Below are 13,230 nucleotides of genomic sequence, written 5' to 3' on the forward strand. Positions count from 1 at the left end.
CCGCCCCCTTTCCGCTTCAGCCGTCGATGGCCCGGTGGCCCTCGCCGCCGGTGTGGATGGCGATCTTCCGCGGCTTGGCCTTCTCCAGGACCGGGATGCGGACGGCCAGGACGCCGTTGTCGTACGCGGCCTCGATGGCGTCGGCGTCGAGGTGCTCGGAGAGGTAGACCCTCCGGGTGAAGGTTCCCATGACCCGCTCCCGCACGAACGCCCGCTCACCCTCGGCGTACTCCTCGGAGCGGCGGGCCGAGACGGTCAGCACGCCCCGGTCGACGGTGACCTCGACCGAGCCCGGGTCGATGCCGGGAAGGTCGAAGCGGAGGACGACGTCGTCGGCGCGGCGGATGCCGTCCATCGGCATGACGGCGCTGGTCTCGTCCTTCGCGAACTGCCGGGTCAGCTGGTTGAACTGCCGCTCGAACTCCTGCACGAACGGGTCGATCGACGTCAGCAGCATCGTGCATCACCTCCGAAGATCCGGGAGACCTCTGCGGCTCCCGTCAACCTGTCTCCTGTCTGAGAGATAACCTACAACTCCAGTTATAGGTTTCCTGTCGGAGGCGTGTCAAGTCCGAGGGCGAAATCGGCCCGGCGCAGCGCGGCGACCAGGGTTTTGATCGTGGCGGGCTCGTCGAGCACCCCGCCCTCCTGACGTCTGGCCTGCCAGGCGTCGACCCTGGCCCGGTATTCGGCGTAGGTCGCCAGGTGGTGGGCGTAGACCACGGCGAAGCGGCTGACCAGGTGGGACGGGTGCATGTCCCAGCCCTGGTAGAAGCCGTGGGCCAGCGAGTGGCGGACCGTCTCGGCGTGCCGCCGCCACAGCGCCAGCACGTCGTCTCTGGACGCGGAGGCGGGCGCGGCGGCCAGCGAGCCGTCGGAGAGCTCGACGCCCTCGGGGTGGAGCACGGTCTGCATGACGTGGCGGGCGTGGTCGCAGGCCGGATGGTCGAGCCGCTGCTCGTGCGGCGGCAGGCCGCAGGCGGCGGTGTAGTCGAAGACGCCGAAGTGGGCCGCCTTCAGCCGCCCGCGCAGATTGGCGACCAGGTCGGGGGAGCGCTGGAGGAACAGGATCGTCTGGGGGGCCTCGACCTGCATCTCGAAGCCCAGCGTCGGCAGGCCCAGGTCGTGTTCGAGCTCGGCCAGCGAGCGGGCGAACATCCCCAGGTAGGACTCCATCAGCACCTTGGGGAAGGTGATCACGAAGCCGTCCGGGAGGCCGCCCTTGAGCTCGACGAGGCGTTCGAGGAACCCGCGCAGGGTGCGCAGCGACCGCCCGGGGTCGCCGTCGGCGAACGACTTCACCCGCAGGCCCCAGCGCCGGGGGAGCGCCGGCATCGCGGCCACCGCCTCGGCGGCCCGCACCATGTCGGCGTCCTCGTCGGCGCCGGTGTAGCCGTCCTCGAAGTCGATCCGGAGGTCCTGGACCGGCTCGCGGGCCAGCGTCCGGGCCACGCGGTCGTGGACGTCGCCGCCGAACAGGGCGGCGAACTCGCCGGGCGTGGTCAGGCTCAGCAGCCCGGCCGCCTCGGCGCCCCAGTCGGCGACCGTGGAGGCGGTCAGCAGGTTCGCCGGCACGTAGACGGTGTGGACGGGTTGCCAGGCGATCTCCCGGGCCGGGAAACGTGCCTGCTGGGTCCGGTAGACGTTGTCGAAGCCCGCGACGTTGATCTCCACGAACCGACCCTAACCCCGGCCGATCGCCTCCAGCATGGCCGCCCGCCCCACAAGCTTGACCCGTTCGCCCCGGTCGAGGGTGCGGGCCAGCTTCTCCTCGGCCTGCTCGATCGCCAGCCAGTCGGGATAGGTGACCGGCCGCACGCCGCGCTCCCGCAGCAGGTCGTCGACCCGGCGCTCCCGGGGGCCCTCGGTCACCGAGGCCAGCAGGGTGCGGACGGTCTCGGCCGCGTCGGACTTGTTGGTGCCGATCACCCCGGTCGGGCCGCGCTTCAGCCAGCCCGCCACGAACTCGCGGTCGCGGACCCTCCCGGCCACGTTGGGCACGGTCATGGTCTCCTCGGAGAACGGCACGCTGGGCAGGGCCACGCTCTGGTAGCCGACCGAGCGCAGCACCATGTCGGCGGGGATCGTCTCGAACTCGCCCGTCCCCACGACGCGCCTGCCGTCGAGGCGGGTGCGCTCCAGGCGTACCCCCTCGACGTGGCTGACGCCGAGGATCTCGACGGGCCGCAACCAGAAGCGCACCTCCAGGCGGCGCGGCCGGTTCTCCGGCACCCGCGCCGACCACGACTGGAGCACGTCGAGGTTGCCCCTGATCTGGCGGGTGAGTTCCGTCAGGTCGTCGCAGGCCACCTCGTCGGGGAAGGTCAGGATGTCGGCGTTCAGCAGGTCGCCGAGCTCGCGCAGCTCCTTGAGGGTGAACTTGGCGTGCTGGGCGCCCCGGCGGCCCACCATGTGGACCCGCCTGACCTTCGACTCGGCCAGCGCGGTCAGCACGTTGTGGGGCACGTCGGTGGAGCGCAGCTCGTCGGCGGTCTTGGCCAGGATGCGCACCACGTCGACCGCGACGTTCCCCACCCCGATCACCACGACGTCCTCGGCGTCGAGGGTGAAGTCGGGGGCGTCGGGGTGGCCGCAGTACCAGTTCACGAAGTCGGTGGCCGCCACGCTCCCGGGCAGATCCTCCCCCGGTACGCCCAGCCTGCGGTCGACCATGGCCCCGGTGCAGTAGACCACCGCGTCGTAGCAGGTCAGCAGGTCGTCGACGGACAGGTCGAGGCCGAGCTCGACGCCGCCGAGGAACCGCACCCCCGGAGCCTCCAGAACCCGGCGCAGGTAGGTCGCGATCGACTTGATCGAGGTGTGGTCGGGCGCCACCCCGTACCGGACCAGCCCGTAGGGCGTGGGCAGGCGCTCCAGGACGTCGACCTCGACGGGGCCGGGGGACTGCTTGGTCAGAGCTTCGGCGGTGTAGATCCCGGCCGGGCCGGAGCCCACCACAGCGACACGCAGCGCCACGGGGATGCCTCCTTGCAAAGAAGCCGCTCTCCGGATTCTTTACCCATCGGGGGCCCGGTAGCCAGTGCGATATTGGGGGTTGCGCCACATCTGTTCCGCGATCACAGTTGGACCTCGTGGGCGGAGCGGGGAAACGGCGACGGCGCACCGGCGTAAATCCGGGTGCGAATGGCACGGGAGATGAAACGCTCCCCGACATGAGATTCCACCGCGACGAGATCGGCGCGCGGCGCTACGAGGCGTTCGGCCGCGTGATGGCGGCCTTCGCCACCGAGCCCGAGATGATGGAGACCTGCCGCGACCTGGGCTGGTGGCCCGGCACCGACGGCTGGGAGATCGAGTGGCGCGAGGGCCCCTATGCCACCGAGGTCGCCGACCTGCTCATCGAGCGGGTGCGCGAGCCCGGTTTCCCCGGCCCGCTGGTCGGCCCGCTCGCCCCCGTGACCCCGCTGTGCGCCCGGCTCGACGTGATGGGCGTCAGCTTCGACCTGCGGGCCATCGACCCCCTCGGGCTCGACCGCATGCGGGCCCGGCCCGGCGTGTGGCGCCTGTCGGAGGCGCTCGACCCGGCCCGGCGCACGGGGTCGCGCCAGCCGTGGGAGGAGCTCCTGGGTGGGTGATCCTTTTTGTCCGCTTATAGACTGAAAGCGCTGTACGCGGACATCGCTCGGGGGAATCGATGGTCTGGGCTTTCAGTTGGAGCAGACACGGCCCGCTAGGCCCTGAACAGGACTTCATCGCACTCGACCGGCGAGATCGGCGCAGCCAGTGGTACCTGCTGGCGGCGCTGCTCGGCGGCGCCGTGGTGGGCTTCGTGGGCGCCGGCCTCTCGGGCGCCGCGCCCTCCTGGCTCATGGCCGTCTACGACCCCTACCTGATCATGGTGCTGGCCGTGGTCGTCGGAGCCGGCGCGGCCGGCTTCGGCTGGGCGCTGCTCAACGGCTGCATGGCCGCGTTCGGGGCGCTGGTCGGCCAGATCACGGCCGGCGCGGCGATCCACCACGACGCGCCCTTCTCCGGCCTCGGCTCCGCCCCTGGGGGCCTGGTCGCCGGCCTGACCATCATCGCCGTACTGGGCCCGCTGAGCTACGGCGCGACCCGGTGCGACCGGGTCGGGGGCGTCTGTTACGGCTTCGCCTCGGGCCTGCTGCTGTCGATGGCCGCCGAGGAGATGCTGACCCTGACCGAGGAGTGGCCCTACGCCCTGGCCACGTCGGCCGTCCTGGGCATCGGTTTCCTGCTGCTGTTCCGCCGCCGCCTCGCCGACCGCCTCTTCGGCGTCGCCATCGGACTCGCCTACAGCGTCGGGTACGGGATGGTGCTTCAATCGCTGTGATACTCGGTAGCCTTTGACGACTACAGCAGCCCTATAGAGGAGTAGCCGTGCTTCTGCGGATGTCGACCCTGTTCCTGCGCACCCTGCGTGAGGATCCGGCGGACGCCGAAGTCCCGAGCCACAAGCTCCTGGTCAGGGCCGGTTACGTCCGCCGCGTCGCCCCCGGCATCTACTCGTGGCTGCCGCTCGGCAAGATCGTCCTGGAGAACGTCGCCAGGGTCGTCCGCGAGGAGATGAACGCGATGGGCGGCCAGGAGGTGCTCTTCCCCGCCCTGCTGCCCCGCGACTTCTACGAGGCCACCGGCCGCTGGACCGAATACGGCGACACCCTGTTCCGGCTGAAGGACCGCAAGGGCAACGACTACCTCCTCGGGCCCACCCACGAGGAGATGTTCACCGACATGGTGAAGGGCGAATACTCCTCCTACAAGGACTATCCCGTCACGCTCTACCAGATCCAGACCAAATACCGCGACGAGGCCCGTCCCCGCGCTGGCATCCTGCGTGGCCGCGAGTTCGTGATGAAGGACTCCTACTCCTTCGACCTCGACGACGAGGGTCTCAAGCGCAGTTACGAGAACCACCGGGCGGCGTACATCCGGATCTTCGAGCGGCTCGGCATCGACGTGAAGATCTGCTTCGCGACCTCCGGCGCCATGGGCGGCTCGGCCTCCGAGGAGTTCCTCGCCCCCGCCCCCACCGGCGAGGACACCTTCGTGGCCTGCCGCACCTGCGGCTACGCCGCCAACGCCGAGGCCGTCACCACCCCCGCCCCCGACCCGGTAGCGGGCGAGCGCGAGGCCCTGACGGTGCTCGACACCCCCGACACCCCGACCATCGAGACGCTCGTCTCCTACATGAACGAGCACCACGGCCTGAAGATCACCGCGGCCGACACGCTCAAGAACGTGGTCGTCAAGGTCGTCACGCCCGGCGTGAAAGAGGCCGAGACCCTGGTCATCGGCGTGCCCGGCGACCGCGAGGTCGACTTCAAGCGCCTGGAGGCCGCGCTGGCCCCCGGCGAGCCGGCCATCTTCGAGGCGGGCGACTTCGCCAGGCACCCGGGGCTGGTCCGCGGCTACATCGGCCCGCAGATCCTCAAGGAGCTCGGCATCCGCTACCTCGTCGACCCCCGCGTGGTCGACGGCAGCGAGTGGGTGACCGGCGCCAACGAGCCCGGCAAGCACGCCGCCCACGTGGTCGCGGGCCGCGACTTCATCGCCGACGGCACCATCGAGGCCGCCGAGATCCGCGCCGGCGACGCCTGCCCGGTCTGCGGCAGCGACCTGTCGATCGACCGCGGCATCGAGATCGGCCACATCTTCCAGCTCGGCCGCAAGTACGCCGACGCCGCCCAGCTCGACGCCCTCGGCCCCGACGGCAAACCCATCCGCATCACCATGGGCTCCTACGGCATCGGCGTCTCCCGCGCCGTGGCCGTCATGGCCGAGCAGCGCCACGACGCCCTCGGCCTGGCCTGGCCCCGCGAGGTCGCGCCCGCCGACGTGCACATCGTCGGCACCGGCAAGGAGAACCAGATCGAGATCGCCACGAAGATCGCCGAAGAGCTCGAGGCCAAGGGCCTGCGCGTCCTCCTCGACGACCGCCCCCAGGTCTCACCGGGCGTGAAGTTCAAGGACAGCGAACTCCTCGGCCTCCCGACCGTCCTGATCGTCGGCCGAGGCGTGACGAACGGCGTGGCCGAACTCCGCGACCGCGCCACGGGCGACCGCGCCGAGATCCCGCTCGACGAGGCCGTCCAGAAGGTCCTCGAGGCCTGCGCCTAAGAGCTTGTAGAGGATCCGCCGTAATGGGGCGCGTGCCCGGTGCGGCGGGGCCGCGTCCGTGCCTGGACTGAGGAGCGCAGGAGAGCGAAGCGAGCCGGAGCGACGAGGGAAGGCGCGGACTGAAGGCGGCCACGCCCGCCGCGCCGGAGGCGCGGCCATCAGACACAGCGAGGGGCGGTTCGGCACCATGGGGGGAGTGTGACGAACCGCCCGCTCACGCCCCCTCCGCCTCTGCGGAGGGGAGCTATCCGATCTAGCGGCGTCTCAGCGAACGCCGCCACGAGAACCCACCGGGCAGGTCGACGCTGACCTGCTTTCCACCGTCGGCGCGCTTCGTGTACCGCACGCCACCCTTGCCGACGCTGTGGCCGACTCCGCCGCGCGAGAAGTTGATCCGGAACGGACCGATCTTGATCGTTTTTCGGAAGCCCCAACTCATGACGTCCTGAACTACCCGAGAAATCGGGAATAAACGGGAGCCGTCCTGAATCAGGGTCCGCCCGGACTACGGCGTCGCGCCCGCTTCGGGCGCCGGCAGCGTGGACGGTTCCTGGGACGGCGGCGGCGCGACGGGCCGGCCCGAGTTCGGCGGCAGGGGCGTCGGTTCGGTCACGGCGGGGCTGGAGACGGCGAGTTCCTGGCCCGGCATGCCCGGGAAGGCCGGAATCTGCGGCTGCCAGCCGAAGCCCCGTACGGCGGCCTCCTGCGTCGCCAGCACCGCCAGCCGCCGCAAGCCCGGATCGGTGTCGGCCGACAGCTCCACGTAGGCCGCGCAGACCCGCTCCTCGATGTAGGCCGCCAGGCGGGCGGCCTGGGCGGCCGTGGTCACCTCGAAGGGGAGCTGGTAGGTGCCCGGCTCGGCCGGGGTCTCGCCGCGGCGGCGCATCAGGGCGCGGAGCTGGTCGCGGCGGGCCCGGTGGGCGTCGAACCCGGTCGTCGCGCGGGTCCTGAGCGCGCCGGTCGTCTTGGCGCCGATGACGCCGTAGGCGTACACGGCGGCGTGTTCGGCGGCCAGGGCCTTCGAGAGCCCGACCGAGGCGCTCACTTCAGCCGCCCGAGGGCTTGGGCGTGGACGGCCTCGCAGGCCCCCATGCTCGCCACCAGCTGCGCCACGACGGGCTTGGCGGCGGCGGCCTGCTCGGGGCGCGCGGCGGCCGCGGCCCGCTCGGCCTCCTTCAGCGCTTCCACGGTCACCTCCGGGTTGACCACAGGGGTCGGGGTCGCGGCGGGGGAACCGGGTTCGGGCAGATGCTTGCGCAGGGCCGCCAGGTGGGCCAGGTGGCGCTGCTGGAACGGCTGCAGCGCGGGCGCCAGCTTCGCGTCGGACAGGGCGGCCTGCTGGTAGAGCGCGACCAGCTTCTCCTTGCCGCCGATGAGCCCGGCCAGCAGCGCCGCGTGTGGATCGGGTGAGGGCGAAGCCGCCGGTGGCGCGGCCTCCTGGCCCTTCGCGCAACCCACCAGCACCAGGCCGGCCCCGGCACCCAGCAGGGCACGCCGGGACAGGTTCATACCGGACTCTCCCACAGGCACCCGCCCATGGTAGAGCGCTCCAGACTCCACCCAACCCGCGCCACACGGACGGGTTCGCGCTCTCGCGTGGCGTAGAGCGCTCCAGACTCCACCCAACCCGCGTCACACGGACGGGTTCGCGCTCTCGCGTGGCGTAGAGCGCTCCCGACTCCACCCAACCCGCGTCACACGGACGGGTTCGCGCTCTCGCGTGGCGTAGAGCGCTCCCGACTCCACCCAACCCGCGCCCCACGGACGGGTTCGCGCTCTCGCGTCAGGTTCGGGCCCCCGGGGTGTGGAAAGCGCTTCAGAGTCGGCCGCGCCGGTGGGTTCGCGTTCGCGCGGCGCGGCGAGCGGTGCCGGTCTGTCGATAGGCTGTGGGCACGTTGGGCGAGGTACGCCCCCGATGGCCATTGGTAAGGAGGTCACCATGGGTGAATCCGCCCGACGCGACCGCCTCGTGGCGCTGCTCGCCCCGGTCGTCGAGGCCGAAGGTCTCGACCTCGAAGACGTGACGGTCACCCCCGCCGGCAAGCGCCGGCTGGTGCGGGTGGTCGTCGACCGTGACGGCGGCATCAGCCTCGACGACGTCTCCGAGGTCAGCCGCTCGGTCTCCGACCGGCTCGACGCGACCGACGCGCTCGGCGGCGGTCCCTACGTGCTGGAGGTCACCTCCCCCGGCGTCGACCGCCCGCTGACCGAGCCGCGCCACTGGCGCCGTGCGAGAGGCAGGCTGGTCAAGGCGGCGCTGACCGACGGCACCGGAGTCGAGGGCCGGATCCTGGAAGCCGACGACGACGGCGTCGAGATCGAGACCGCCGGCCGTTTCGCGTACGCGGATCTGGCAAAGGGCAAGGTCCAGGTGGAGTTCCGTCATCTGGACGACGAGGACGAAGATGAAGAAGACATCGCAGACGGCGATGAGGGCTGAGGGGGAGCCTTGTGGACATTGACATGAGCGTCCTGCGCAGCCTGGAGCGGGAGAAGGACATCTCGTTCGACCTGGTCGTCAAGGCCATCGAGGACGCGCTGCTGATCGCCTACTTCCGCACCGAGGGCGCCGCGCAGAAGGCCCGCGCCCAGCTCGACCGCGTCTCCGGGCACGTGTCGATCCTGGCCGCGGAGATCGGCGAAGACGGCGAGATCCTCCGGGAGTACGACGACACCCCGGGCAACTTCAGCCGCATCGCGGCGACCACCGCCAAGCAGGTCATCCTGCAGCAGCTCCGCGACGCCGAAGACGAGATCAACTTCGGCGAGTTCGCGAGCCGCGAGGGCGAGCTGGTGGCGGGCGTGATCCAGCAGGGCAAGGATCCCCGCGTCGTGCTGGTCGACCTCGGCAAGATCGAGGCCATCCTGCCCCACAACGAGCAGGTCCCGGGGGAGGAGTACGTCCACGGGGAGCGCATCCGCTGCTACGTGGTCCAAGTCAAGAAGGGCAACAAGGGCCCTTCGGTGACCCTGAGCCGCACCCACCCGAACCTGGTGAAGAAGCTGTTCGCGCTGGAGGTCCCGGAGATCGCCGACGGCACCGTCGAGATCGCCGCCATCGCCCGCGAGGCCGGCCACCGCACCAAGATCGCGGTCCGCTCCCGCAAGCCCGGCGTCAACGCCAAGGGCGCCTGCATCGGCCCGATGGGCTCCCGGGTGCGCAACGTGATGACCGAGCTGCACGGCGAGAAGATCGACATCATCGACTGGTCGGAGGAACCTGCCGACTTCGTCGGGAATGCGCTGTCGCCGGCGCGGGTTTCACGGGTCGAGGTCGTCGACGCCGACGGCCGGGTCGCCCGGGTGACCGTCCCCGACTACCAGCTCTCGCTGGCGATCGGGAAGGAAGGGCAGAACGCCCGGCTGGCCGCGCGGCTGACCGGGTGGCGCATCGACATCAAGCCGGATACTCATGAGGCACCGGCCGATCCCGCAGATGCGTCGGCAAGGTAAGCTGGAATACGGTGACCAGGCCGCCCCGCTGAGAACGTGCGTGGGCTGCCGGGTTCGCACGGCCAAGTCCGAGCTACTCCGACTGGTGGTGGCCGGGGATGTGATCATCCCTGACCTGCAGAAACGGCTCCCGGGACGCGGTGCTTCACTGCACCCCTCCCTGGCCTGCCTGCAGCTCGCAGATCGTCGCCGGGCGTTCACCCGCGCTTTCCGCGCGGAGGGAACGCTCGATCAGACGCGCTTGCGGGCCTACTTGGAGGACTTGACGAGGAAAGCCGCCGGGTGAATGGTTACCAACTGTTTCGTAGGACGCCGAGTTGATGGGCGGAGTCAGATTGCTATGAGCGCCTGATGAGCACGCGGCAATGAGTACGTCCAGGTAGCGACGGTCCGGCGGCACAGCCTCCCGGGCCGAGTTAGGGAGTGCAGTGGCGAAGGTCCGGGTATACGAGCTCGCCAAGGAGTTCGGTGTTGAGAGCAAGGTCGTCATGGCCAAGCTCACCGAGATGGGCGAGTTCGTTCGATCGGCGTCCTCAACGATTGAGGCGCCGGTTGTCCGCAAACTGACGGAGGCGTTCGGTAAGGGCGACTCCAAGGGGGGCAAGTCCCCCCGTCCGGCCCCACGGCCGGCACCCCGGCCGGTCGGCAACGACCAGGCCGGCAACGGCGCTCCGGCGCCCGCATCGCCTTCGGACTTCGGCAACCGGCCGATTCCGAAGCCGGGACCGCGGCCGGCGCCGCGTCCCGTTCCCATGCCGCATCCGGCGCCGCAGCCCGCTCCCCAGAGCGAGGCCGCCCCGCGTCCCGCGGCTCCGCCCGCCCCGGCTCCGCGCCCCGAGGCGCCCCGTCCGGCGGCTTCTTCTTCCAACGCGCCCGCGGCCGGTGGCCCGTCGGCGCCGTCCGGCCCCCGGCCGACGCCCGGTCCCAAGCCGGGTCCGCGCCCGACCCCCGGTCCTCGCCCGGCCTCCGGCCCCGCGGCCGGCGGCGGTGCGCCGCGTCCGGGTGGCGACCGCGGTCCCAAGCCGGGTCCGCGCGGCCCGCGTCCGGGCAACAACCCGTTCTCTTCCAACGCCAGCGGCATGGGCCAGCGGCCCGCGCGTCCCGGCGACCGTCCCGACCGCGGTGACCGTCCCGACCGGGGCGACCACGCCGGTCCGCGGGGCGACCACGCCGGTCACCGCGGTGACCGGCCCGACCGCGGTCCTCGTGAGGACCGTGGCGACCGCGGGCCCCGCGAGCCGCGCCGTGAGGGCGGTCCGCGTCCGGGTCCCGGCGGTCCGCGTCCCGGCCCCGCCGGTGCGGGCGGTCCCCGTCCCGCCGGCGCCGGTCCTCGTCCGGGTCCGCCCGGTGCGGGTGGCCCGCGTCCGCCGGCCGGTGCCGGTGGTCCTCGTCCGGGTGGTCCCCGGCCGAACCCGTCGATGATGCCGCAGGGTCGTCCTGCCGGTCCCGGTGGCGGGCCCGGCGGCGGTGGCCGTCCCGGTGGTGGCGGCGGTCGTCCCGGTGGCGGCGGTGGCCGTCCCGGTGGCGGTGGCGGTCGTCCGGGTGGCGGCGGTTTCGCGCCGCGTGCCGGTGCCGCCGGTGGCGGTGGCGGCGGTCGTCCGGGTGGCGGCGGTCCCGGTGGTGGCGGCGGCGGCTTCGGCGGCGGTCGTCCCGGTCCGGGTGGCCGTGGCCGTGGCGGCGGCACGGCGGGCGCCTTCGGGCGTCCGGGTGGCCGTCCGACGCGTGGCCGCAAGTCCAAGCGCCAGAGGCGCCAGGAGTTCGACAACATGTCGGCGCCGGCGATCGGCGGCGTGCAGGCTCCCCGTGGCGGCGGTCAGACGATCCGTCTCCCGCGCGGCGCCTCGCTGTCCGACTTCGCCGACCGCATCGGCGCGAACCCGGCGGCGCTGGTCCAGATCATGCTCCACCTCGGTGAGATGGTGACCGCGACCCAGTCGGTGAACGAGGAGACGCTGCAGCTCCTCGGCGCCGAGCTCGACTACGTCGTGCAGGTCGTCTCGCCCGAGGAGGAGGACCGCGAGCTGCTCGAGTCCTTCAAGATCGAGTTCGGTGAGGACGAGGGCGACGAGGCCGACCTCGCGCCGCGTCCGCCGGTCGTGACCGTCATGGGTCACGTCGACCACGGTAAGACCAAGCTCCTCGACGCCATCCGGAACACCAACGTGGTGGCGCGGGAGGCCGGTGGCATCACCCAGCACATCGGCGCCTACCAGGTCCACGCGACCCACGAGGGCGAAGACCGGAAGATCACCTTCATCGACACCCCGGGTCACGAGGCGTTCACCGCCATGCGTGCCCGTGGTGCGCAGGCCACCGACATCGCCGTCCTGGTGGTCGCGGCCGACGACGGTGTGAAGCCGCAGACGATCGAGGCGCTGAACCACGCCCAGGCGGCCGAGGTGCCGATCGTGGTCGCGGTCAACAAGATCGACAAGGAGGGCGCCGACCCCACCAAGGTCCGGGCCCAGCTGACCGAATACGGCCTGGTGGCCGAGGAGTTCGGTGGCTCGACCCTGTTCGTCGACATCTCGGCGAAGCAGGGCCTGGGCATCGACAACCTGCTCGAGGCGATCATCCTGACGGCCGACGCGGAGCTCGACCTTCGCGCCAACCCCGACATGGACGCCCAGGGCCTGGCGATCGAGGCCCACCTCGACAAGGGCCGCGGCCCGGTGGCGACCGTGCTGGTCCAGCGCGGCACCCTGCGGGTCGGCGAGTCGATCGTCTGTGGCGAGGCCTTCGGCCGCGTCCGGGCGATGCTCGACGACAACATGCAGCCGGTCGAAGAGGCCGACCCGTCGCGTCCGGTCCGGGTGCTCGGTCTGACGGCCGTGCCCCGCGCGGGTGACAACTTCCTGGTCGTCAGCGACGACCGGATGGCCCGCCAGATCGCCCAGGAGCGGGCGGCTCGTCAGCGCATCGCGGAGATGGCCAAGGCCGGTCGCCGCCGTACGCTCGAAGAGCTGTTCAGCGACTACGAGAAGGGCAAGATCGACGAGCTCAAGCTCATCATCAAGGGTGACGTGTCCGGTTCGGTGGAAGCACTGGAAGACGCGCTGCTCAAGATCGATGTGGGCGAGGAGGTCAACCTCCGCGTGCTGCACCGCGCCGTCGGTGCGATCACGGAGTACGACGTCAACCTGGCGATCGCCGACGACAACGCGGTGATCATCGGCTTCAACGTGCGGCCGGAGGTCCGGGCGCGCGACCTGGCCGAGCGCGAGGGCGTCGACATCCGCTACTACTCGGTCATCTACCAGGCGATCGAGGAGATCGAGGCGGCCCTCAAGGGCATGCTCAAGCCGGAGTTCGAGGAGATCCAGACCGGTACCGCCGAGGTCCGCGAGGTCTTCAAGGTGCCGAAGATCGGCAACATCGCCGGTGCGCTGGTCCGTTCGGGCATCATCACCCGCAACAGCAAGGCGCGGATCATCCGCGAGGGTGTCGTCATCGCCGACAACCTCACCGTCTCGTCGCTGCGCCGGTTCAAGGACGACGCGACCGAGGTCCGCGAGGGCTTCGAGTGCGGTATCGGCGTCGGTTACAACGACATCAAGATCGACGACGTCATCGAGACGTTCGAGATGCGGGAGAAGCCCCGCGACTAGCGGGTGCTGACCATCCGGTTCCCGGCCGACGCGGCCGGGAACCGGTTCCGGTAGGAACACGACCCACGCG

Annotated in this window: 13 protein-coding genes; 7 read left to right on the forward strand and 6 right to left on the reverse strand. The window is 71.2% G+C overall.

The window, feature by feature from the left end:
* Nucleotides 1–16: 16 nt before the first annotated feature.
* From QSK34_RS00450 to QSK34_RS00460, 3 genes are all read right to left on the reverse strand, one after another.
* A complete protein-coding gene (locus tag QSK34_RS00450) occupies nt 17–457 on the reverse strand; it encodes an Hsp20/alpha crystallin family protein (protein ID WP_161480540.1) in 441 nt (146 codons plus the stop codon).
* A gap of 83 nt (nt 458–540) precedes the next feature.
* Complete coding sequence (locus QSK34_RS00455) at nt 541–1,674, reverse strand: DUF6986 family protein (RefSeq protein ID WP_285578671.1); 1,134 nt, start codon at nt 1,672–1,674, stop codon at nt 541–543.
* A 9-nt stretch (nt 1,675–1,683) separates the two neighbouring features.
* Entirely contained in the window at nt 1,684–2,976 is a 1,293-nt protein-coding gene (locus QSK34_RS00460; protein WP_161480538.1) for an FAD-dependent oxidoreductase, read from the reverse strand.
* Between the two features lie 197 nt (nt 2,977–3,173).
* On the opposite strand from QSK34_RS00460, the gene QSK34_RS00465 reads away from it, so the two are divergent.
* The 3 genes from QSK34_RS00465 to QSK34_RS00475 are packed head-to-tail and all read left to right on the forward strand — an operon-like array spanning nt 3,174 to nt 6,099.
* Nucleotides 3,174–3,596, forward strand: coding sequence for a hypothetical protein (locus QSK34_RS00465; protein WP_231515305.1), 423 nt, complete (start codon nt 3,174–3,176; stop codon nt 3,594–3,596).
* 59 nt (nt 3,597–3,655) lie between these two features.
* Nucleotides 3,656–4,312: a hypothetical protein gene (locus QSK34_RS00470; RefSeq protein WP_285578674.1), complete on the forward strand. Its 657-nt coding sequence runs from the start codon at nt 3,656–3,658 to the stop codon at nt 4,310–4,312.
* 47 nt (nt 4,313–4,359) lie between these two features.
* Nucleotides 4,360–6,099 carry a proline--tRNA ligase gene (locus QSK34_RS00475; RefSeq protein WP_285578676.1) on the forward strand — a complete coding sequence of 580 codons (1,740 nt, stop codon included), beginning with the start codon at nt 4,360–4,362 and terminating at the stop codon, nt 6,097–6,099.
* Nucleotides 6,100–6,352: 253 nt separating this feature from the next.
* Here the strand turns inward: QSK34_RS00475 and QSK34_RS00480 are convergent, their stop codons facing one another.
* The 3 genes from QSK34_RS00480 to QSK34_RS00490 form a co-directional block, all read right to left on the reverse strand.
* A complete protein-coding gene (locus QSK34_RS00480; RefSeq protein ID WP_030450894.1) occupies nt 6,353–6,538 on the reverse strand; it encodes a DUF4236 domain-containing protein in 186 nt (61 codons plus the stop codon).
* Between the two features lie 66 nt (nt 6,539–6,604).
* Entirely contained in the window at nt 6,605–7,144 is a 540-nt protein-coding gene (locus QSK34_RS00485) for a ferritin-like domain-containing protein (protein ID WP_285578679.1), read from the reverse strand.
* A complete protein-coding gene (locus tag QSK34_RS00490; RefSeq protein WP_285578681.1) occupies nt 7,141–7,608 on the reverse strand; it encodes a hypothetical protein in 468 nt (155 codons plus the stop codon). The genes QSK34_RS00485 and QSK34_RS00490 overlap by 4 nt, the downstream gene beginning before the upstream one ends.
* A 430-nt stretch (nt 7,609–8,038) precedes the next feature.
* Between QSK34_RS00490 and rimP the strand changes: the two genes are divergently transcribed.
* From rimP to infB, 4 genes are all read left to right on the forward strand, one after another.
* Complete coding sequence (gene rimP, locus QSK34_RS00495) at nt 8,039–8,539, forward strand: ribosome maturation factor RimP (protein ID WP_030450891.1); 501 nt, start codon at nt 8,039–8,041, stop codon at nt 8,537–8,539.
* 23 nt (nt 8,540–8,562) lie between these two features.
* Nucleotides 8,563–9,552 (forward strand): transcription termination factor NusA, encoded by a 990-nt coding sequence (gene nusA / locus QSK34_RS00500; RefSeq protein ID WP_202610055.1) that lies wholly within the window; start codon nt 8,563–8,565, stop codon nt 9,550–9,552.
* Nucleotides 9,536–9,838, forward strand: a complete 303-nt coding sequence (locus QSK34_RS00505) for a YlxR family protein (RefSeq protein ID WP_161480533.1) — start codon at nt 9,536–9,538, stop codon at nt 9,836–9,838. The genes nusA and QSK34_RS00505 overlap by 17 nt, the downstream gene beginning before the upstream one ends.
* A 142-nt stretch (nt 9,839–9,980) precedes the next feature.
* Nucleotides 9,981–13,160 (forward strand): translation initiation factor IF-2, encoded by a 3,180-nt coding sequence (gene infB / locus QSK34_RS00510; protein WP_030450888.1) that lies wholly within the window; start codon nt 9,981–9,983, stop codon nt 13,158–13,160.
* Nucleotides 13,161–13,230 lie beyond the last annotated feature (70 nt).

Source organism: Herbidospora sp. NBRC 101105 (assembly GCF_030269205.1).
GTDB classification, from domain to species: Bacteria; Actinomycetota; Actinomycetes; order Streptosporangiales; family Streptosporangiaceae; genus Herbidospora; species Herbidospora solisilvae.